18 protein-coding genes and 1 riboswitch are annotated in these 21,314 nt (G+C 35.9%); of the genes, 14 read left to right on the plus strand and 4 right to left on the minus strand.

Annotated features, from left to right (window positions below; genetic code table 11):
• Positions 1–74: 74 nt before the first annotated feature.
• Positions 75–3,068 carry an ATP-binding protein gene (locus KI338_RS01055; RefSeq protein ID WP_212919127.1) on the plus strand — a complete coding sequence of 998 codons (2,994 nt, stop codon included), beginning with the start codon at positions 75–77 and terminating at the stop codon, positions 3,066–3,068.
• A 297-nt stretch (positions 3,069–3,365) separates the two neighbouring features.
• Here KI338_RS01055 and KI338_RS01060 read toward each other — a convergent pair whose 3' ends face one another.
• Positions 3,366–3,539, minus strand: coding sequence for a hypothetical protein (locus KI338_RS01060; RefSeq protein ID WP_212919128.1), 174 nt, complete (start codon positions 3,537–3,539; stop codon positions 3,366–3,368).
• Positions 3,540–3,823: 284 nt separating this feature from the next.
• Between KI338_RS01060 and KI338_RS01065 the strand changes: the two genes are divergently transcribed.
• The 6 genes from KI338_RS01065 to rbsB all read left to right on the plus strand — a co-directional run bounded on the left by KI338_RS01065 (position 3,824) and on the right by rbsB (position 9,576).
• Complete coding sequence (locus KI338_RS01065) at positions 3,824–4,801, plus strand: LacI family DNA-binding transcriptional regulator (protein WP_212919129.1); 978 nt, start codon at positions 3,824–3,826, stop codon at positions 4,799–4,801.
• An 8-nt stretch (positions 4,802–4,809) separates the two neighbouring features.
• On the plus strand, positions 4,810–5,712 hold the full coding sequence (gene rbsK / locus KI338_RS01070) for a ribokinase (protein WP_212919130.1): 903 nt from the start codon (positions 4,810–4,812) through the stop codon (positions 5,710–5,712).
• On the plus strand, positions 5,709–6,104 hold the full coding sequence (gene rbsD, locus KI338_RS01075) for a D-ribose pyranase (RefSeq protein ID WP_212919131.1): 396 nt from the start codon (positions 5,709–5,711) through the stop codon (positions 6,102–6,104). The genes rbsK and rbsD overlap by 4 nt, the downstream gene beginning before the upstream one ends.
• 20 nt (positions 6,105–6,124) lie before the next feature.
• Positions 6,125–7,627, plus strand: coding sequence for a sugar ABC transporter ATP-binding protein (locus KI338_RS01080; protein WP_212919132.1), 1,503 nt, complete (start codon positions 6,125–6,127; stop codon positions 7,625–7,627).
• Positions 7,628–7,630: 3 nt separating this feature from the next.
• Complete coding sequence (locus KI338_RS01085; protein ID WP_212919133.1) at positions 7,631–8,566, plus strand: ABC transporter permease subunit; 936 nt, start codon at positions 7,631–7,633, stop codon at positions 8,564–8,566.
• Between the two features lie 65 nt (positions 8,567–8,631).
• A complete protein-coding gene (rbsB, locus tag KI338_RS01090) occupies positions 8,632–9,576 on the plus strand; it encodes a ribose ABC transporter substrate-binding protein RbsB (RefSeq protein ID WP_212919134.1) in 945 nt (314 codons plus the stop codon).
• Positions 9,577–9,636: 60 nt separating this feature from the next.
• Here rbsB and KI338_RS01095 read toward each other — a convergent pair whose 3' ends face one another.
• Entirely contained in the window at positions 9,637–10,740 is a 1,104-nt protein-coding gene (locus KI338_RS01095; protein WP_212919135.1) for a 5-methyltetrahydropteroyltriglutamate--homocysteine S-methyltransferase, read from the minus strand.
• 22 nt (positions 10,741–10,762) lie between these two features.
• Positions 10,763–11,512: a cyclase family protein gene (locus KI338_RS01100; RefSeq protein ID WP_212919136.1), complete on the minus strand. Its 750-nt coding sequence runs from the start codon at positions 11,510–11,512 to the stop codon at positions 10,763–10,765.
• Between the two features lie 86 nt (positions 11,513–11,598).
• Positions 11,599–11,700, minus strand: a riboswitch (SAM riboswitch).
• Positions 11,701–11,853: 153 nt separating this feature from the next.
• Here KI338_RS01100 and KI338_RS01105 point away from each other — a divergent pair.
• The 5 genes from KI338_RS01105 (at position 11,854) to KI338_RS01125 (ending at position 18,661) form a co-directional block, all read left to right on the plus strand.
• Positions 11,854–15,366 (plus strand): hypothetical protein, encoded by a 3,513-nt coding sequence (locus KI338_RS01105; protein ID WP_212919137.1) that lies wholly within the window; start codon positions 11,854–11,856, stop codon positions 15,364–15,366.
• Between the two features lie 149 nt (positions 15,367–15,515).
• On the plus strand, positions 15,516–16,292 hold the full coding sequence (locus KI338_RS01110; protein WP_212919138.1) for a Cof-type HAD-IIB family hydrolase: 777 nt from the start codon (positions 15,516–15,518) through the stop codon (positions 16,290–16,292).
• 103 nt (positions 16,293–16,395) lie between these two features.
• Positions 16,396–17,007, plus strand: coding sequence for a 3'-5' exonuclease (locus KI338_RS01115; RefSeq protein WP_244853260.1), 612 nt, complete (start codon positions 16,396–16,398; stop codon positions 17,005–17,007).
• 181 nt (positions 17,008–17,188) lie between these two features.
• Positions 17,189–18,181: a signal peptide peptidase SppA gene (sppA, locus tag KI338_RS01120; protein WP_212919139.1), complete on the plus strand. Its 993-nt coding sequence runs from the start codon at positions 17,189–17,191 to the stop codon at positions 18,179–18,181.
• A gap of 12 nt (positions 18,182–18,193) precedes the next feature.
• Positions 18,194–18,661 carry an RDD family protein gene (locus KI338_RS01125; protein WP_212919140.1) on the plus strand — a complete coding sequence of 156 codons (468 nt, stop codon included), beginning with the start codon at positions 18,194–18,196 and terminating at the stop codon, positions 18,659–18,661.
• 81 nt (positions 18,662–18,742) lie between these two features.
• Here KI338_RS01125 and KI338_RS01130 read toward each other — a convergent pair whose 3' ends face one another.
• A complete protein-coding gene (locus tag KI338_RS01130) occupies positions 18,743–19,243 on the minus strand; it encodes a spore coat protein (RefSeq protein WP_280530722.1) in 501 nt (166 codons plus the stop codon).
• 194 nt (positions 19,244–19,437) lie between these two features.
• Between KI338_RS01130 and KI338_RS01135 the strand changes: the two genes are divergently transcribed.
• Together KI338_RS01135 and sspL are read left to right on the plus strand one after the other, a co-directional pair.
• A complete protein-coding gene (locus KI338_RS01135) occupies positions 19,438–21,048 on the plus strand; it encodes an acyl-CoA synthetase (protein ID WP_212919141.1) in 1,611 nt (536 codons plus the stop codon).
• A gap of 117 nt (positions 21,049–21,165) precedes the next feature.
• On the plus strand, positions 21,166–21,306 hold the full coding sequence (gene sspL, locus KI338_RS01140) for a small, acid-soluble spore protein L (protein WP_212919142.1): 141 nt from the start codon (positions 21,166–21,168) through the stop codon (positions 21,304–21,306).
• The last annotated feature ends 8 nt before the right edge of the window (positions 21,307–21,314 follow it).

Raw genomic sequence — 21,314 nt, forward strand, 5'->3', positions numbered from 1 at the left:
GATAAATGTTGTATATTGTTAAATATACATAAAAAATGTAAAAAAATGAAATATTATATAAAAGGAAGTAGCTTATGAGGCAAATAGCTTCGATTATCATATCAATTATTGTTGTTATCGTCACCATTATCTTACTTTTATTGAATTTACCAAATGGTAATTATCACCAAGTGAAGGATGGAACATTAAACTTAAGCAATTGGGATGGAAGTAGTACTGTCCAATTAGATGGAGAGTGGGAGTTTTATCGGGATGTCTTCGTAGATCCTAATGAACATACTAACCTATCCCCTGAATTTATTAGCGTCCCTACTAATTGGGATGATGAGTTTAACAGGAGTATGTCAGATATACAAGTAGGTACATATCGATTACTTATCGTAGTTCCTGAAGATGACGAGTATGCTTTACGAATTGATTCTATTCGACATGCTAGTGAAATCTATATAAACGGAGAGTTAGTTGGCGGTCTTGGGGTTCCTTCTTCTAGTCGTGATGAATATAGCTACCGTGAAGGAAAATATATTGTAAGAGGACATAGTGTAGAGAAACAATTAGAAATAATAGTCCATGTAGCGAATGCGTCAGAAAATACGAACGGTGGAATTGTAAAGCCTGTTTTGTTTGGTAAGTCAGATCAAATAAGCTTGGTATCAGATAGAAGTAAGTTTATTGATGGAGTTATCGTTGGTGGATATATCCTATTAGGTATTATCTTTCTTTTTTATTTTGTACTTCAAAAAAATACCTTAAATGAATTATATTTTTCACTATTTTGTTTTGTACAAGGTATTTATGTTTCAACGCAAAATGAGAAGCTTATCTATTTACTTTATCCAGAAATACCGATGAAGTGGTTATTAAGTATCCAATTATCCTTTATCAGCTTAGCTGTTTTATTTTTCTTTCTATTTATTTATGAGACATTTCGTAATAATACTTCGAATAAGTTAACCAAATGGATTAAATGGATCCTCTTATTTCAAGCTATCTATTTTGGTATACCAAAATCAACTAGTCTTCTATTCAGGTATTTATCATTCGTGCAATATGTATTTGTTAGCGTATTAGCATTAGCCTTTATCTACATTATAGTAATGATTATGAAAGCTTTTAAGCAGAAAGTCGATGGATCCGATTATTTATTAGTTGCAACTACCTGCTTTACTGCATATGTGACTACTTTAGGTCTTGAACTGCTCTTTCAGATAAATACGGAGCAAATTCCATTATTTTTATTTTTAATGATGACCATGACTTTTTCATTTTTTATCGGATACCGTAGGAAGTTATCGTATGAAAGAATTGATAATTTATCCAAGGAGTTACTTGTTCTAGGGAATTTTAGAGATCATTTTTTACAAAAAACAACAGAAGAATTAAAGAAGCCCATTCATCAAATTACAGAGTATACCAATGCTTTAATGCAAGGGAGCAAAGGGCCATTAAAAAAAGAACAATACGAATTAGCTTATCGAATGCATTATTCTAGTAAAAGATTATCTAGCTTAGTAGAAGACTTAAACTTTGTAAGAGGGGAACATGATCATTTACAGCTTGATATAAAGCCGGTTCAGTTAGCAATAATTGATGAGGTAATCAAGGAGCATAGCTTTATTTTAAGGGATTCTAATACCATTAAAATTGAGAATCAGATTCCGGTAGATTTACCGTATGTTTTAGCAGATGAAAATGGTCTAAGGCAAATCATTTATCAAATAATCCAGAATGCTATTGCATACACGAAAGAAGGAAAGATTACAGTTTCTGCTTCTTATGATCAAGAAAAAGTTTATGTATCAGTTGAAGATACCGGTATTGGAATAGAAGAACAATATCAGGAGCAAATATTTAATACCTTCTTCCAAGTATCACGTCCAAATGTTGACAAAAAAGGTAATTTAGGACTAGGGTTAACTATCACGAAAAAAATTATCGAATTAATGAATGGTCAGATCTGGGTTCAATCTGTACCTGGAGAAGGTTCGTGTTTTACATTTACGTTACCAGTTTCTCATGAGAAGGAAATAGCTGCCTCCCTTGATGAAACAGAGTTTTTAGAAGAAAACTCATATCCTATAAAACATTATCAAGCTAGTGATTCTAAAGTTATCCTATTATTAGATCAAGATTACCAACACCTTGATTATATGACTAAATTATTAATCGAATATGGGTATTCCGTATTAGCATGCAATAGTTCTTCTGATGCCTATGATTTATTACAGGAAGCAGCTGTTGATTTGGCAATTATTGATGTTAAGGCACAAGATGAGATAGGGTTTAATTTGTTAAAACAAATAAGAGAAGAGTATGCCTTAGCTGAATTACCTATTTTATTGTTATCTGCTTCAGGCCATAACATGCCTTATTACATTCAATTAGGTGCAAATGATGTTATCACAAAGCCTATAGATGTAAAGGAATTTATTTCACATATTCAATCATTATTATTAATAAAAGAATCATTTCGTGACTCAATCCGAAATGAATTGAAATATTATAGTGGACAAATTGCCCCACATTTTCTTTATAATACGTTAAATACAATCATTGCGTTGATTTATTATGATCCTGAAAAATCTCGTGAAGCACTTGAACATCTATCTATCTATTTTCGATCTAAATTAGATTCTCAATTACATCAAGAACTGATTCCGTTAGCTAATGAGATTGAATTTGTTCAGTCCTATGTAGAGATAGAGAAGTTAAGGTATGGGGATAGACTAAAGGTGGTTTATGATATTGATGAAGATATAAATGTACTGATCCCCACCATGACGTTGCAACCACTAGTTGAAAACGCGATACAGCACGGTATAGCAAAGATGGATAACGGTGGCATTTTGAAAATGACCGTTAAAAAAGTCGCAGGAACTGTTCTAATTACAATAGAAGATAATGGAACAGGAATTCCAGAGAAGAAGCAGGAGGAACTGCTGAAAGGTAATGGTTCTAGATTAGGGTTTAAAAACCCATTTGAAAAGATTCGGTTAATTAAAAATGCTACATTTGAGCTAATAAGTAGGGAAGGGAAAGGGACGAAGATAATCATTGAATTAAAATAATTTATATGCGACTGCGTCCATTTCTGGAGCAGTCGTTCTTTTAGTTATATAATTAAATCATTCATCAAACCACTTTTAATACATACACTGCAAATGCTGTTACTATAGCTGGAGGTACTTACTTGTCATGGAAAAGCATCTAAACGGTGAGTTAAATTATGAACAAGCCTTTGTTTACGACATCCTAATATCGGAGAGTGTATAGCGTGCTAGGCATGGCAGGCTGATTTCAGACTAAAACTATATGTATTCTGATCTTATGCTATTACTTCCTCTTCAGAACTATATCGCATAGGATTATTGTTTTAGTCGAAGTTTTCTTCGTCTTCTTGAATTGGACTTTTCTTCTGTATTTTCTTCTATCTGTTCTTTTTTCTGGCTGTTAAAGGCGATGCGGTTCGAAATATAATATAATCCTTCCTCTAATAAAATGATTAATATAATACCTAAAATAATTAGCCAATACCACATATAAAGTTCTCCTTACTGAATATAAAATGATTCGTTAGTTTTCTTTATTTTACCAAAAGATGGAGGGAAATAAAGTGAAACTTCCACCATAAAACAATCATATAGTATTTGTTAAGGATGTTGAACCTGTAAATTATTGTTATTGACTTCTGAAAGAAAGCGCTTTATTATAGGTGTAACGGGTTACACAAATTGAAATTGCTTTTAATTTGTGTTTATTTATTCACCTATATGTAACCCGTTACATATAGTTCTTTACTAATAAAAAAGGCGGTTGATTTAGAATGCCTACTATAAAAGATGTAGCTAAGATGGCTGGGGTTTCTGTAGCTACTGTGTCTCGAGTTATTAATAATAGTGGCTATGTAAACGAAGTAACGAAAAAGCGTGTAGAACAAGCCATCTCTCAATTAAATTATCGTCCTAATAATGTAGCTCGTAGTCTTTTTCATGGTCGTTCTCAAATGATTGCACTTTTAGTTCCAGATATAATGAACCCTTTTTTTCCAGAGCTAGCAAGGGCAGTTGAGGATTTTGCAAAGCTCAATGATTATACATTTGTACTCTGTAACACAGATGATAATCCAGAAAAGGAAATGCATTATATTTACGCATTAGAGCAAAAATCTGTAGATGGAATAATTGTTGTTTCAAGTACCGTTACAGAAAAAAGTCTGCAGGGGATCCATGTTCCAATAGTTGCACTTGACCGAATTGTTAGCGCGAAGCTTCCTTCAATAACGGTAAAAAACAGGGATGGCGCTAGACAGGCAGTGAGATATTTGAAGCAATTAGGGTGTAAAAGGATTGCTCATATTTGTGGTCCAGACAATGTTAGCAATACGAAGGAACGACTGGGTGGCTATATAGATGAAGTTAAAAATGAAGAGTGGTTTTTATCTAGTTACGTAGTATCTGGGGATTACCAATATGATAAAGCTATGGATGCAACGAAAAATCTATTAAAGAGTCATCCTGAAGTTGATGGTATATTCGTAGCTAATGATCTAATGGGAGTTGGTGTACTAAAGGCAGCCCAAGAATTAGGTCTTAAGGTTCCAGAGGATATACAAATCATCGGGTTTGATGGTATTTCTTTAGGAGAAAAAATTACGCCATCAATCACTACGATGAAACAGCCAATATATGAAATGGGTACTCGCGCTGCACAACTATTAATACAACAAATAAATGAACCTAATCAACAGGTTCAACATGAAGAATATGAAGTTACCTTAGTCAAACGAGAATCAACTAAATAAAGGTGGTAATGACAGTGGTTAAGAAACCGAAAGTGACAGTGGTAGGAAGTATCAATATGGATTTAATTGTAAAAACGGGTAAAGTTCCTAATCAAGGTGAGACGGTTCTTGGGGATAGCTTTTCTACTCTTCCTGGTGGGAAAGGTGCGAACCAGGCAGTAGCTGCAGCCCGACTAGGATCCTATGTAAGCATGATTGGTTCCGTTGGTAACGATGAATTTGGTAAAAGCTTGATAAATATTCTGAAAGAAGAAGGAATAAACACGAATGGTATTTCTATTTCCGAAGACGAAGCGACTGGAATTGCAACGATTATTATTTCAGAGAATGATAATCGAATAATTGTAGCACCAGGAGCAAATCGGGGTGTAACCCCTTCCGTAGTAGCTTCACATAAGGAGTTAATATTAGAGAGTGATGTCGTATTACTTCAATTAGAAATTCCGTTGGATACGGTTGTATATACTACAGAGCTTTGTAACGAGAATAATATCCCAGTAATTATTAACCCAGCTCCATATCAAGCATTACCATCTAAAGTAATAAATTTAGCAACATATTTAACGCCTAATGACATCGAGGCAGAAGCAATTACCATGGATACGATACTTCATACCATTCAAGAGAAATTAATTATTACGAAAGGCGCGGATGGAGTTGCATTTTATCAAGGTAATGAAGAAGCTACTGTTCCTGGATTAACCGTAGAAGTAGAAGATACAACTGGTGCAGGAGATACCTTTAATGGAGCATTTGCAACAAAGTTTGGAAGTGGCGCTTCATTAGATGATGCAATTCTCTTTGCCAATGCAGCTGCAGCTCTTTCCGTGACAAAATTTGGTGCACAGGCAGGTATGCCAACAGAACAACAGGTTAACGACTTTTTAAAGGAAAGGGATTTAGCAAAATGAAGAAAACAGGAATCATAAATCGTGACATTGCCACAATACTTGCTCATATGGGGCATACCGATAGGATTGTTATAGCTGATTGTGGATTACCAATTCCAGACCAGGTTCCCTGCATTGATTTATCGTTAAAGCTTGGGGAACCAAGCTTTACAAATGTTCTAGAAATAGTCCTTGAGGATATGGTAGTTGAAAAAATGACGCTAGCACAAGAAATCAAAATAAACAATAGTGCTTTACATGATAACCTAATAAATAATTATTCAGCTATCAATATTGACTATATCACCCATGAAGAATTAAAACAGCAATTAAGTCATGTAAAAGCCATCATTCGTACTGGTGAAGCAACTCCATACGCAAATGTGATTCTCCAATCTGGCGTCTTATTTTAAATGAAAGGAGCAAGGGTCTTATGATGGTTACACCTTTAGTTGAAATGGTTGGGGTGAGTAAATCCTTTTCTGGTAATCAAGTCCTTCATAATGTGCAATTCGAAGTAAAAAAAGGTGAGATTCATGCACTTATGGGAGAGAACGGAGCGGGAAAATCAACGCTTGTTAAGGTATTAACAGGAATCCATGAACGTGATAGTGGACAAATAAAAGTAAATGGTGGGGAGGTTCATTTCACCAATCCCAAGCAGGCAGAGGCTAGAGGAATTGTCGTCATCCATCAGGAATTAAATATTATTCCACATTTAACAGTTTCGCAAAACATGTTTCTTGGCAAAGAGCTTACTTATGGGCGTAGTGGTATCCTAAACCACAGGAAAATGAAAGCCCTAACAGAGGAGAGCCTGCAGAAATTAGGAGTTACTAATATTTCTCCAGATGACATTGCTGGAGACCTATCAGTCGGAAAGCAGCAAATGATTGAAATTGCTAGAGCTCTAGCAACAAATGCAGAATTAATTATTATGGATGAGCCGACAGCCGCACTGACAGAGAGGGAAATTGCGAGCTTGTTTGAGGTTGTAACAGATTTAAAAAGGAAGGGTGTAGCTTTCGTCTATATTTCCCACAGAATGGAAGAGATTTTCCAAATTTGTGATCGAATTACTATACTTCGAGATGGGGAGTATATCGGCACAGAAAATATAAGCGATACTTCCTTTGAGCAAGTTGTCAAAATGATGGTTGGACGTGAACTTGGCGAGCGCTTTCCTGCAAGGAAAAGTAAGATAGGTAATATTGTCTTTGAGGTAGATAACTTATCAAGCAAGGATGGTACATTTCATAATGTAAGTTTTACTGTTAAAGAAGGAGAGATTCTTGGAGTTGCAGGCCTGATGGGTGCTGGCCGTACGGAAGTAATGGAAACCATTTTTGGTTACCGTAAAAAAGATTCAGGATCTGTAAAACTAAATGGTAAGGAATTAAAGATGAGACATCCTAATGATCTAATTAACGCTGGGGTAGGATTTATTACCGAGGATCGAAAATCAAAAGGATTGGTTTTAGGATCATCTATTCGTGAAAATATTGCACTTGTTAACTTAAAAACTGTATCGCAAAAAGGAGTAATCTCTAATAAAAAAGAAAGAGATTTAGTAGAAAATCTTATCGAACGCTTACATGTTAGAACAACTGGAAAAGAACAAGAGGTCAAGTCACTAAGTGGTGGAAACCAACAGAAGGTAGTTATAGCAAAATGGCTTGGTATCAATCCAAAGGTTCTTATATTGGACGAACCAACTAGGGGTGTTGATATTGGTGCCAAGAAAGAAATTTATTCTATTATTAATGAATTAACAGAGCATGGTGTAGCAATCATCATGGTTTCTTCGGAATTACCTGAGATTCTTGGTGTTAGTGACCGAATCATGGTTTTGCATGAAGGAAGTGTAACCGCCTTCATAGATCGGGAAGACGCTGATCAGGAGATTATTATGCTGGCAGCTACTGGGGGGAATTAGAAAATGAAGCGATTCATAACGAATAATATTTCCATTTTAGGTCCTTTTATCGGACTAATTGTCTTTTCTATTATTCTAGGAATCTTTAGTGATAGTTTTTTTACATTTGATAACCTATTAAACTTATTACGACAAATTTCAGTTAACGCTCTAATTGCCTTTGGTATGACATTTGTCATTCTTACAGCTGGGATTGACTTATCAGTTGGTTCTATCCTGGCGTTAGGTAGTGCGTTGACAGCTGGGCTGTTAACGAGTGGAATGGATCCAATTTTAGCTATTATTATTGGATTATTAATCGGATTTGTTCTAGGGGCGATCAATGGGCTAGTCATCACCAAAGGTAAGGTTGCACCCTTTATTGCTACACTCGCTACGATGACGATTTATCGTGGAGCAACATTAGTGTATACAGATGGTCGACCTATTACTGGGTTATCGGATAGCTTTAGTTTTCAAATGATTGGTAAGGGGTATGTCTTCGGCATTCCTTTTCCTGTCATACTTATGTTAATCGCATTTGCTATTTTGTACTTTATCTTACGGAAGACCGTATTTGGAAGGCAAGTCTATGCAATAGGTGGAAATGAGGAAGCGGCGATATTATCAGGAATTAAGGCAGACCGTGTAAAAATATGGGTATATTCTATTACTGGTATGCTGTCTGTACTTGCTGGAATAATCTTAACAAGTCGCTTAAATTCAGCTCAGCCAACAGCTGGATCGAGCTTCGAGCTTGATGCTATTGCAGCTGTAGTTATTGGTGGTACAAGCCTGATGGGAGGGAAAGGAAAAATAGTAGGTACATTAATAGGTGCTCTAATCATTGGTGTAATTGACAATGGTTTAAACCTATTAAATGTGTCATCCTTCTATCAACAGATTGTGAAAGGGGGAATTATATTACTAGCAGTTTTACTAGATAGACGTTCAAAATAATTCGTTAGTAATGGATGAATAACATCCAAAAATAATAAAAAAGTCATTTTTAGGAGGAATTTCTAATGAAAAAAATGCTTAAAATGTTTGGTTTAGTTGCAATCTTAGTAGTAGCATTAGCTGCATGTTCTACAGACAAGCCTGGCTCAGATGATTCAAGCTCTAACAAAGCAAGTGATAAAGGTGACAAAGAGGTGAAAATTGGACTTTCTGTATCAACATTAAACAACCCATTTTTCGTTACACTTCGTGATGGAGCACAGGCTGCTGCAGATGAAGCAGGATATAAGCTCATTGTTTCCGATGCACAAGATGATCCATCTACCCAGCTAGGTGATATAGAGGATTTGTTACAACAAGATATCGATGTCTTATTAGTAAATCCAGTTGACTCTGATGCGATTGCATCTGCTGTTGAACTAGCCAATGAAAAGGGTGTTCCAGTAATTACGGTTGATAGAAGTGCAAATGGTGGAGAGGTGGTTACACACATTGCTTCTGATAACGTTGCTGGTGGAGAAATGGCAGGAAAATTCATCACTGAAAAACTAGGTGATGCAGGTAATATTGTAGAACTAGAGGGTATTCCTGGAGCATCTGCTACTCGTGAACGTGGAGAGGGCTTCCATAATATTGTGGATAATGCAGAAGGACTACAAGTAGTGGCTAATCAAACAGCAAATTTTGATCGAACAGAAGGTTTAACTGTAATGGAAAATATTATTCAAAGTACAAAAGATATTCATGCAGTATTTGCGCATAATGATGAAATGGCGCTTGGAGCACTTGAGGCGTTAGAAGCAAAAGGATTACTTGAAAATGTAGTAGTTGTTGGTTTTGATGCAACGGACGACGCTGTAGCAGCAGTTGAAGAAGGAAGATTAGATGCAACAATTGCTCAACAACCAAAATTAATTGGAGAAAAAGGAATTGAAGCTGCAGGCAAAATCATTAATGGTGATACAGTAGAAGAATTTATTCCTGTTGAGCTTGAATTAGTAACAAAATAACGATAGATAAATACCAGGTCAACATCTCTTGACCTGGTATTATTATGATGAATCTAATGTCTATCCCCAAACTTCTTTGGCAACTTCAGCAATAAACTTTAATTTTTTCCATTGCTGTTCCTCGGTCAATTTATTTCCATGATGTGTCGAAGAGAATCCACATTGCGGACTAAGTGATAATTGCTCTAGCGGGACATATTGAGCTGCTTCTAGGATGCGTTTTTTAATGGACTCTTTATCTTCTAATTCACCAAACTTTGAAGTAACCAGTCCTAATACTACTTGTGCACCGCCAATTGGGATATGCTCTAGTGGCTTAAAATCACCCGAGCGATGGTCATCATATTCTAAGAAAAATCCACTCACCCTTTCTTTAGCAAACAAAGTAGGAGCAATATGTGCATAGCTTCCTTCAAAGGCCCATCTGGATTCATAATTTCCCCGACATAAATGGGTGGTCACATATAAATCTTCAGGCTTATCCTCTAATACGCCATTGACGACTCGGAGCGCTAAATCAATTAATTCTTCACGTGTGAGACCGGGCTCATAAGCTACTAAACTTTCAGCATTTAAGCCTGCAATATAAACATCATCTAACTGTAGGTAACGTACACCAATATCATAGAAAGCTTTTATTGCATCACGATAAGCTAGGATAATGTCATTAGCATATTCTTCGACTGTAGGATAGATTGCTGTATTTCTTATTCCTCGGTGAAATAGTTGGTTCGGGCTAGGTATTGTTTGTTTTGCCACTGCTCGCCCTGCAACAATTTCATTAAAAACCTTGAAATCCTCTAAAAATGGGTGTTCATGGTTAAAGGATATTTTTCCAATATTACGGACATCGTAGGGGTCGGTTTCTATTCCTTGGAAGGGTATTCCGCGTTCAGGAACATACCCCTCAAGGCCATTTAAATTTTCAAGAAAATCAATATGCCACCAAGAACGGCGAAATTCACCATCTGTTACAAGCTCGAGTCCGACCTCAATTTGTTTTGCTACAATTCGTTTAAGCTCCTGTGTTTCTATTTCTCGCAGTTTACCTTTGGTAATAATTCCATTTTTAAATTCTTCTCTTGCCTTTAATAGATTTTCCGGACGCAGTAAACTACCAACATGATCAGCCCGAAATGGTACTTTAACTAATCTATCACTCATTCTTTTTCCTTCTCTCTATAAGTTATGGTAATAAAGCAAATGATCGTACAGGAAATCCTGATGCTTCTTTAGCCTTTGGTACAATATTAAAAATAACTGCACCTTTTGCAGGTAATTTGTCCAAGTTAGTTAGTAGCTCCACTTGATATGTATCCTGTTCTAGAACATAATACTCTCCTAAAAGTGCACCATTCTTTCTGTAATCTATTGCAGAGTCAGTATCAAATGTTTCATGTCCAACAGCTTTAATATTCCTTTCCTCGAATAGAAACTTTAGTGCATCTAGTCCCCATCCTGGTGCATGAGCAACACCATTTTCGTCTTTGTTATTGAACAAATCATGGTTTGGCCACCGCTTGCTCCAGTCGGTTCTTAAGGCAACAAAACTACCTGCTTCAATTTGCCCGTATGTTGATTCGAATTCAAGAACATCAGCTACGGAAAGTGTGTAGTCATTATCCATAGAAGCTTCTTTTGACCTATCAATTACAACGAGTGGTAAAACAAGCTCCTTCAATTCCAGGTCTTCAAGATAGCGTTTATTTCGGACAAAATGTATAGGTGCATCTAGATGTGTACCATATTGACCTGGAAACGTAAATTGTTGGGCAAAGAATCCTTCATCATGTGTGAATAAAGTTTTAAACTCTGCTGATTCAAAAGCTGAGAAGTGTGGGGATTCAGGGCCAAACGTATGAGTCAAATCTACCCATTCTTTTTCTTTCAGTACTTCAATTACTTTTAATAATTCATTTGTAGCTTGAAAGCTCATCTTAATCACCTCATCCTATATTTTTTAAAACAAAAAACCTCTTCTTAAAAATAAGAAGAGGTGAATAAACTTCATGAATCTATCTCTTCTTATCTTCAAGCGTTACACTTCTGGAATTGGCACAGTACTCGTATGAGTCCGCTGCCGAGGCTTCAAAGGGCCAGTCCCTCCACCTCTCTGGATAAGAAATATTTCGATATAAAATTGTTAAAATCAATTTACACATGTTTTATTATATTGTCAATACCCTATAGTTCGCAAATTATAAAAATGTTGATGAATCAGAATCAATATACTGTTATGATGGATGTAGAAAATTTTTACATAAGGTTGGTGAAACAATGACACAGCTGAGCCCAGAGGAGAAAAGGGAGATTGTACGTGAAGAATTAAATAAACTAGTAAAAGCTAGATATTTATCATTAAATATTGCTGCAAAGGTAGTTAATTCACATACAAAATATTATAGTAATCTGCCAAAAGGAAATCAGATTGAACAGGACACGAAAATATCAAAGCAGGAAGCACCTAAGCCACAGATGAATAGTATTACGCAGACCAAGGAAGCACCTAAGCCACAGGTAAATAGTATTACACAGACCAAGGAAGAACTTCAGAAAGAAGTAAAACAAACTGTTCCTTCTCAACCAGTAATAAAGTCTAAAAGAGAATTAACTGCGAAACAGGTTAGAGAGCGTAACATTACATGGGGGCTAAATCTTGGTGTAATTTTACTATTATTAGGCGGATTGGTATTAGCAACTAGTACTTGGGAAACGCTAGGGAATTGGACAAAGACAGGGTTAATTACAGCAGTATCTGTTTTATTTTACACCTTAGCATGGTTAACGAGTAGTGTATTACATATTAAAAAAACTGGCTTTGCTTTTATCGTGTTAGGTAGTTTGTTTTTACCAATAATCGTAGTTTCGGCGGGTTACTTCGAGCTATTTGGTAGCTATTTGTCTTTTTCTGGAGAGGGTAAATACCTATTCGGAGCGATCGGAACATTAGTGGTCTTACCGATTTATGCTTACTTGGCAATAAAACTAGCATCTCGATTGTTCGTCTGGTTTTCCTATGTCACATTGAGCATATTAGTAGGGCTAGTAATTGCTGCTCTCCATTTACCAATTGATGGTTTTTATTTCGGTATTATGCTGTACAATGCACTACTAATTCTTGGTTATCGTACATTTAAGAATCATCAAAAACTAACATTATTTATAAAGGAGTTTATCCCTTTTATTCAAGCGAATCTTATCCTTTCTACTTTGCTGATGTTAGTATTCTATGATTCTGAAGTCATGTATAGTTTTAATTTGCTATTAACAGCCGTAATTTATTTTGCAATGATTTTTGTTAGTAATCATAGATCCTACCATTTTGTTTTTACTGCAATGCTAATTTATGGAGCATATCAGTTCGTAGAAAACTCTATCCTTGAAGGAGTAGGGGAGATTGCATATGCATTACTTGGAGTAATCTTTTTAGCACTACCGAAGCTTATCAAGGATTCTGGATCTTTGCATAAGATATTTCGTATAACAAGTGCTGTCGTATCAGCAATGGCATTTTTGTATATTAGTTTGGAAGGAATTTTACTAAGGGCTGGAGTAGGTTCTATCATATTAATGATTGCCTATATTATTATCGCTCTTAATTTTACTTATCTTGCGTCAACCGTTAAGAATAAGCTGTTTACGTATTTAAGTCCGATTTTTCTAGTAAGTGCCATATACGAATTATCGTTATTAGGAAAGCTTTGGTTTAATTATGATTCTATTACATTTCCATTCTATCTATTTGTCTTTCTTTTCTATCTGGTAGGTGGGTGTTTTGTTAATATAGCACTATGGAAGCCTATAAAAGAAAGTTCTCGTGACATTAGCGGACTGATGCTAATCATCACATTATTTATCGCACTACTGGATTCAACAAAATTCATACAGAGTCTGATGTTTTTCATTCTAGGATTGACTGCAATTGTCATGAACCATTATGAAAATCGAGTTGCAATGAAGAAAATTGCACCTTGGCTTCATCCGGTTTCAATAGCTCTGTTTATTATCACTATACATGCTCATTTTATGGAACCGACTAATGCAATGTTTATAGAAGAGCCTATTCAAGTGGTTGGCGTAATATTTGGTAGTTTATTCGTACTTGCTGCTAGCTACATATGGAAGAAGAGTTCGTGGATAAACTTTTCATCTAGTAGTTTTTATACAGCACAAATTTTTTATGGTTTAGGCATTATATTCAGCTTAAGTTTTGGGTTAGAATCAATCACTAGGGCTTTCATTTATTTAGGTGGAATTGGAATGGCCTACCTTCTTTATCGGAAAACAAATTGGGCTGCTATTCCCTATATCATGAGTAGCATTTCGTTAATATTTTACTTTAGTGTGTTAGTGGTACTTCATACAGAATTAACCCAAATACCAACACTATTCGAATGGTTTGAATTTGTAATTGGAGCTATTGCACTACTAGGTATAGGGCTAACGATAAGAAACCAAGAACAGCGCCTAATGAAAGCTTATTATTGGGTTGGACAGATTTATCTTCCAATATCATTATCTATAAGTTTATTCTTACTTGGTACAGATTCATTGTGGGCTTTTCTTCTTACCACTGTGATATATGGCATAACAGTAAAAATGGTAAGACCTGAGTGGCAAATTAAAACGTATATGTATGCAGGTTTTACAACAGCTTGGATTTCATTGGTTCTTCTATTTTCCAAATTAGAATGGTGGGAAGGGATACCTTACACGTACTTAATTATAAGTGTACTTCTTCTAGTTAGTTGGTTTATTTGCAATGAGGTGTGGAAAAAGCGTATCGTATACTACTTTCTTCCTTTCTCAAGTGTGGGTATAGCAAGCTTCTATATTTCCTATCCGTATGAAATAGATTTGTTTATGATTATATTGCTTTACGGTTCATTAGTATTACTGGTATTACATCGAATGAAATGGGATGTAATTTCTATTATTCCATTATTATTGATGTATGCAGCAGTAATGAAATTTGCAGAGAATGATTATTTGGTTGACTATGAGTTAGTTGTACATGCAGGTTTTGGTATTATTCTTGTTGTTGTTGGTAGGATATTATATAGCCATCTATACGAGCATAAAAAGAATAATACTAGACTTGATTGGTACACTCTGATGGCATTCATTACTTTTCTAAATAGCTACCAGTATAGCTTTGGGAATGAAATGTTAGTGTACGAGATATTACCAGGAATTTTAATTGTTATATTATTATTTATCAATCGCAATAGGATAACCGATATTCCATCAAAATGGATGGTATTTGCTGCTTCAGTCTATTTGCTACAACCGTATTATGCACTCCTAGGCCATGTTGAGTTACCAGATTTATTCGTAAGGGAATTTTATGTGCTACCATGGATTATAGTTGTTATTGTACTCAGATGTTATGTAATGAAAGATAAAAAAACAATTACCAATTATATTCAATGGGCTGTTTTAGTTATTGTGGCGATCTTACTTGTTCAAGATGGCCTACAAAGTAATACGATCTACGATGCTTTAATCATCGGAGTATTGTCGTTAGTATCATTAATTGCAGGGATGATTTACCAAACTAAGTCATTCTTCTTTATTGGAGCAGGTGTACTGTTATTCAATGTCTTTATGCAAACACGACCTTATTGGGGAAAGCTACCATGGTGGGGTTACCTACTAATTGCTGGATCCATTTTGATAGCCATAGCTAGTTATAATGAATGGCAGAAGCAGAAGAGTTCGGAAGGGAAAGAAACATTGGTTTCAAGATTTAGAAAAAATGTGATTGAACGGATTAAGAAATGGGATTGATAAGGGAGGTACTGGAATGTTTCCAGCACCTTCTTTATTTGTTCTTATATTGACTATATCTAAAACTTTTCTTTATTATTTGACTTGTAAGTGCTTTCATAGGATAGAATGAGAAAAGGTACAAAATAGGTATTGAGGGAGAAATTCAAATGAACGAGCAAAGTGTTATCTTTTTTGATATTGATGGAACATTATTAGATCATAATAAAGAGTTGCCAGTTTCTACGAAAGAGGCTATTCACGAACTTAAAAGGCGTGGACATTTCGTGGCAATAGCTACTGGCCGTGGTCCATTTATGTTTAAAAAAATAGGCGAAGAGTTAGGTATTGATACCTTTGTCAGTTATAACGGACAATATGTAGTAGTAAAGGGGGAAGTTGTTTATAAAAATCCTATGGAATTAGCTTCTCTAGAAAAGCTTATTCATGCCGCAGTAAAGAACGAACATCCAATTGTATTTATGGATCCTAATAAGATGAAGGCAAATGTTCCAGAGCATCCATATATTACAGCTGGTTTTTCTTCTTTGAAGGTTGGTACTCCATCTGTAGATCCATTGTACTATCAAGAAAATGATATTTTTCAATCACTTCTTTTCTGTGAGGAAGGGAAGGAAAAACAATATGAAGAAGAATTTCCTGCATTTGATTTTGTCCGTTGGCATGAAGTATCTGTCGATGTTCTACCCAAAGGGGGATCCAAGGCAAAGGGAATTGAAAAGGTGATGGAGAAATTACACATACCAAATGAAAGAATTTATGCCTTTGGTGATGGATTAAATGATATGGAGATGCTGTCAACTATAGAGAATAGTGTTGCCATGGGGAACGGTGTCGATGAAGTGAAAGAGGTTGCGAAATATATAACAAAGCCCGTTGATCAAGATGGAATTTTACACGGGTTAAAAATGGTAGGGCTACTATAATAAAAAGTGTCACTGTTCAGTTAACAGTGGCGCTTTTTTGCTTACAATCAGGGAACTGACATGTTATGATGTGATTAAAGTACTCATAAGGGAATGGAAAAAGATGAATTTTGTAGCCATTGATTTTGAAACAGCCAATGAAAAGCGTAATAGTCCCTGTGCGGTAGGAATTGTAGTAGCAAATGATAAGGAAATCATTGATGAATATTATAGCCTAATTAATCCTGAAACTTATTTTAATCCATTTAATATTCGTGTACATGGTATACGTGAAGAGGATGTTCTAGATGCCATGACATTCTCTGAAATTTGGCCAATAATGGAGAATTACTTAGCAGGTAATCTTGTAGTGGCACATAATGCTAGTTTTGATATGAGTGTTATTAGACAGACCTTAGATCGTGATAATATTACATATCCTGAAATGGAGTATTTATGTACGGCAACTATTTCCAGGCAAGTATGGCCAGATATGGAAAACCATAAACTTAATACACTTGCAGCACGGCATGGGATTACCTTTCAACACCATAATGCATTAGAAGATGCACGTGTAGCAGCAATGGTGATGCAAAAGGCTATAGAAGAATTAAGCGTAGATTCACTAGAAGGATTTTTGGAGCGGTGTAGCCTAGTAAAGGGGAAAATATTTGAACGAGGATACCAGCCACCAAAGGTGAAGCGTACAAAGAAACATACTACATTGTATATTTAAATAATACGTCTGAAGATGCAACAATTGAGTTGCATCTTCTTTTTGGATAAGTTAAGGAATCCACTTCTTGTAAAATTTGGATTTGCAAGGTCAATAACTTTTTAGGTAATAATTAGGAATCCTTACTTAAATAGTGTATCCTCATAATGTATATATTTTTGGAAATATAGGAGGATTTTTCATGAATAAGAAACGTTGGCTTGCACTGCTTATAGCAGTAGTTTTATTTGTTGTTTCGATCGGATTTCAAGTTGCCACAAGCATAGCAAGTGCAAATTTTGAACAAATATTTACTTTTCCTGAAAATAAATTTCCAGAAGAGCTCGTTGAAAAAGGAACAAAGGGGAAAATTGTTGTGCTGCATTTAGATGGAGTTATTCAGGATACCGCTCCAAGTACATTACTGAATACAACTTCTTATAATCATAAGCAGTTTTTAAAGATGCTGGATGTAGCGGCAAGGGATTCTAGTGTGGATGGAATCATATTACGAATCAATACTCCTGGGGGCGGTGTTGTAGAAAGTGCCGAGGTTCACGACAAAATTGTAGATATTCAACAAGAGTATAAAAAACCTATCTATGTGTCCATGGGTAATACTGCGGCTTCAGGTGGATATTATATTTCTGCACCTGCTGATAAAATAGTAGCACATCCTGCAACATTGACGGGGTCTATTGGAGTGATTATGGAGGGATATAATCTGTCGGAGCTGACCGATAAGCTGGGAATTGAAGTGAATACCATAAAAAGTGGCGAGCATAAAGATATTATGTCAACATTTCGCGAAATGACAGATGAGGAACGTCAAATTCTGCAAACCATGATTGATGACATGTATGGTGACTTTGTTCAAGTTATTGTTGAAGGTAGAGGATTGTCTGAAGAGAAGGTGCGAGAACTGGGTGATGGCCGTGTTTATACAGGAAGCCAGGCAAAAGAAAATGGATTAGTGGATGAACTTGGCTCTTTGGATGACACGATTGATTTGATGAAAAACGATTTGAAGCTAAAGAATGCACAGGTTGTAAAATATAATAGTCCATTAGGCTTTGAGAAGTTTTTTGGCATGTCAATGCAGAGCTTTATCGGTAAAGATGAAGAGCTAATCAATATGCTGGATATAATTCGTGAATCAAATGCACCAAGAGCAATGTACTTATATTCCAATTAAGGAGGACCATTTATGAGTGAAATTAGTGTAGCATATGAAAATGATGTCCCTGATACTAATCAGCGCTATGCTGGTTTTTGGATGCGCTTTTGGGCTTACTTTATCGATGTATTGGTCATCTTTAGTCTAAATGGTATATTGCTATCTCCATTTAAGTTTATTAATGATGGTATTGCAATAAGTATTGGCTTTTGGACTGTGACTGGTATTGTAGGCTCTATCGTCTTTTACGCATACTTTTTATTGATGACTAAGTTCTTAGGACAAACAATAGGTAAAATGATATTAGGAATCAGAGTAATTCGTGAAGATGAAAAACCTCTTCGGTGGAGTGACTTAATTTTTAGAGAAGTAGTTGGCAGGTTTATTTATCGTGTCTTTACTATTCTCATGTTACTGTATGTCGTTGTTGGCTTTACAGAACAGAAACAAGGATTACATGATATGATTGGAAACACAAGGGTTGTATTTGATAGATAATGAAGTAAGACACGGATTCATATGAAAAGAGTCCGTGTCTTTTTTCGTTCAGTTGAAAGGAATAAAGTTTAACTATACCTTTTAATAATTCATTTCTAAAGCGTTGTTCGCGTTCATGACATCATGCTCTAATAGCTTCTTTAAGTCATATGCTGGATACATATTATTTTCGTACATATAATTGAACACATTTGCATGGCATTTTATCGCTTTTTGCAAGTGGTTTGTCAATGTCTCACGGACTGCAGGGGTAGCAGTTTCTGTGATAGCATTAGCATAGTTACGTACACTTGTTTTAGCTAGTGCCAATAAGTCTCCTGCATAGAAGCCAGTCCCTAATTCTAGTGGATTGGCAATATCTGCTCTAGGTGCCATTCCATAAAATTGAAGTAGCTCCCTAATATTGGCTTCTAAATCCATAATCGTGTTTTGATAAAGTGAACGCAGTCTTTGATCTTGAACGTCCACGATTGATTTCTTCAGCTTCATTAATCCATTGGATTGAGAAGCTACTAATTCGTGAATTTCGAGTGTCTCGTGATAAGCGAGGTGCCTTGGTCTTCTGTCCATTGATTCTTCCATCATATTTCCCCCTAGTAAGTAGTCATTTTAACTATATTCTCGATTCTTATGGAAAGAAGCTTGTTAGGTCGAAATTAGGCGAATATCATGTAGTTTTGACAGGTATATTGCCATTACAAATTAACTGAATTAAAATAATTAATAGAATATTGTAACAGAACAGTCATCATATAACATTGGAAGGGGATTGTTAAATGAATTCAGATTCAAATGTAGTTGATGGACTTTCTGGTTTATTGGAACGTGCACGAAGAAACACATTAGGTGATCTCCTAGTAAGAACAAGGGAACGGGTTCCTGAGAAGTTTGCCTTAGCCTATCGTGATAAGCGGTTAAATTATGAGGAACTGGATGATTTGGTCAATCAAACTGCACATGCTTTTCTTGGAAGCGGAATGAAAAAAGGAGATATGATTACGGTCATGTCTAAAAACAGTCTGGATTTTGTTATCGTTAATTTCGCCCTATCTCGAATAGGTGCAGTAATGATTCCCATTAATTACATGCTAACAAAAGATGATGTTACCTTCATATTAAATCATGCTGGTGTAATTGGGTTAATCGCTTCTGAGGAATATGCTCCAGTGTTAGAACTAGCAGCTATGGGAATGGATATTCAGTTTCGCTATTTAATGGATATGGATGAGGGAGAAAGGCAGGCAGAATTTCTCGAAGAATGGATACCATTACATATTGGACGTCAGGATCAACCATTCCATTATGTAGATGCGGAACTATCTGATGATGATCTAGCTCATGTGTTATACACTAGTGGTACAGAATCAAGGCCCAAGGGAGTAATGCTAACTCATAAGAGTATTATAAGTGAGTATGTTAGCTGTATTGTAGATGGGAAAATGTCTGAAGAGGACGTACTAATTCATGCCCTTCCTATGTATCATAGTGCCCAGCTCCACTGCTTTTTGGGACCGAGTATTTATTTAGGATCAAGTGGAATTATTTTGGATGGTGCAAGCCCTGAAATGATACTACGTACGATTGAAAAAGAGGGAGCAACACAACTGTTTTGCCCACCAACCGTGTGGATTGCATTATTAAGACATCCAGAATTTGATACTCGTGATTTGTCTACATTAGAAAAATGTTATTATGGTGCAGCCATTATGCCACGAGAGGTGTTAAAGGAATTATCTGAAAGGTTACCAAATGCCCGGTTTTGGAATTTTTATGGGCAAACCGAGGTTTCTCCGTTAGCAACCGCATTACAGCCAGAGGATCAACTACGAAAGCTCGGCTCAGCAGGTAAGCCAACATTGAATTTGCAAACAAGAATTGTGGATGAGCATGATCAAGAGGTAGCGCGAGGAGAAGTTGGTGAAATAGTTCACCGTACTCCTCATGCAATGAAGGGATATTTACACGATCCTATAAAGACTGCAGAAGCCTTTCGTGGTGGATGGTTTCATAGTGGTGATTTAGGTGTTATGGATGAAGAAGGATATATTACAATTATTGATCGGAAGAAAGATATGATAAATACTGGTGGCGTAAATGTTTCGAGTCGGGAAGTGGAAGAAACAATCTACCAATTAGATGGAGTGTCAGAAGTTGCAGTAATCGGCATACCCGACAAATATTGGATTGAAGCAGTAACTGCAATTATCGTTCCAAAGGAAGGGGCTAGTTTGACCGAAGAAAAGGTAATGCATTTCTGCAGAAAAGTCCTATCAACATTCAAAGTACCAAAGTATATTGCCTTCACAGACTTCTTACCAAAGAACCCAAGTGGAAAAGTATTGAAACGAGAATTACGTAAAGAATATGAAGGATTAGGAGATGTATAGATGCACCAATATCCTTCTAAAATTTGGATATAGTAGACAAAAATAATAGCTGGTCTGTAAGATATCAAAAGGATAAACACCTCTATTTTTGAAATACTAGTTAGAGGAGGTGTTTTTATGGCAGAGAAAAGCGATAATTGGAGTAAAAAACGAATTATTTCTAGTGTTAATCCTCAGGGTTTAACGGAAGAAACAGCTAACCACCGACCAAAGTCACAATTAGAAGATCGAGCGAAGAAAAAGAATACAAGGATTTAAAGTGGGTG

The organism is Ornithinibacillus bavariensis, assembly GCF_018333235.1.
GTDB classification, from domain to species: domain Bacteria; phylum Bacillota; class Bacilli; order Bacillales; family Amphibacillaceae; genus Ornithinibacillus; species Ornithinibacillus bavariensis.

Excerpts from the sequence above, each read along its gene's own strand:
- KI338_RS01055 (WP_212919127.1), top strand. The coding sequence starts at position 75 with ATGAGGCAAATAGCTTCGATTATCATATCAATTATTGTTGTTATCGTC.
- KI338_RS01060 (WP_212919128.1), bottom strand. The coding sequence starts at position 3,539 with ATGTGGTATTGGCTAATTATTTTAGGTATTATATTAATCATTTTATTA.
- KI338_RS01065 (WP_212919129.1), top strand. The coding sequence starts at position 3,824 with ATGCCTACTATAAAAGATGTAGCTAAGATGGCTGGGGTTTCTGTAGCT.
- rbsK (WP_212919130.1), top strand. The coding sequence starts at position 4,810 with ATGACAGTGGTTAAGAAACCGAAAGTGACAGTGGTAGGAAGTATCAAT.
- rbsD (WP_212919131.1), top strand. The coding sequence starts at position 5,709 with ATGAAGAAAACAGGAATCATAAATCGTGACATTGCCACAATACTTGCT.
- KI338_RS01080 (WP_212919132.1), top strand. The coding sequence starts at position 6,125 with ATGATGGTTACACCTTTAGTTGAAATGGTTGGGGTGAGTAAATCCTTT.
- KI338_RS01085 (WP_212919133.1), top strand. The coding sequence starts at position 7,631 with ATGAAGCGATTCATAACGAATAATATTTCCATTTTAGGTCCTTTTATC.
- rbsB (WP_212919134.1), top strand. The coding sequence starts at position 8,632 with ATGAAAAAAATGCTTAAAATGTTTGGTTTAGTTGCAATCTTAGTAGTA.
- KI338_RS01095 (WP_212919135.1), bottom strand. The coding sequence starts at position 10,740 with ATGAGTGATAGATTAGTTAAAGTACCATTTCGGGCTGATCATGTTGGT.
- KI338_RS01100 (WP_212919136.1), bottom strand. The coding sequence starts at position 11,512 with ATGAGCTTTCAAGCTACAAATGAATTATTAAAAGTAATTGAAGTACTG.
- KI338_RS01105 (WP_212919137.1), top strand. The coding sequence starts at position 11,854 with ATGACACAGCTGAGCCCAGAGGAGAAAAGGGAGATTGTACGTGAAGAA.
- KI338_RS01110 (WP_212919138.1), top strand. The coding sequence starts at position 15,516 with ATGAACGAGCAAAGTGTTATCTTTTTTGATATTGATGGAACATTATTA.
- KI338_RS01115 (WP_244853260.1), top strand. The coding sequence starts at position 16,396 with ATGAATTTTGTAGCCATTGATTTTGAAACAGCCAATGAAAAGCGTAAT.
- sppA (WP_212919139.1), top strand. The coding sequence starts at position 17,189 with ATGAATAAGAAACGTTGGCTTGCACTGCTTATAGCAGTAGTTTTATTT.
- KI338_RS01125 (WP_212919140.1), top strand. The coding sequence starts at position 18,194 with ATGAGTGAAATTAGTGTAGCATATGAAAATGATGTCCCTGATACTAAT.
- KI338_RS01130 (WP_280530722.1), bottom strand. The coding sequence starts at position 19,243 with ATGGAAGAATCAATGGACAGAAGACCAAGGCACCTCGCTTATCACGAG.
- KI338_RS01135 (WP_212919141.1), top strand. The coding sequence starts at position 19,438 with ATGAATTCAGATTCAAATGTAGTTGATGGACTTTCTGGTTTATTGGAA.
- sspL (WP_212919142.1), top strand. The coding sequence starts at position 21,166 with ATGGCAGAGAAAAGCGATAATTGGAGTAAAAAACGAATTATTTCTAGT.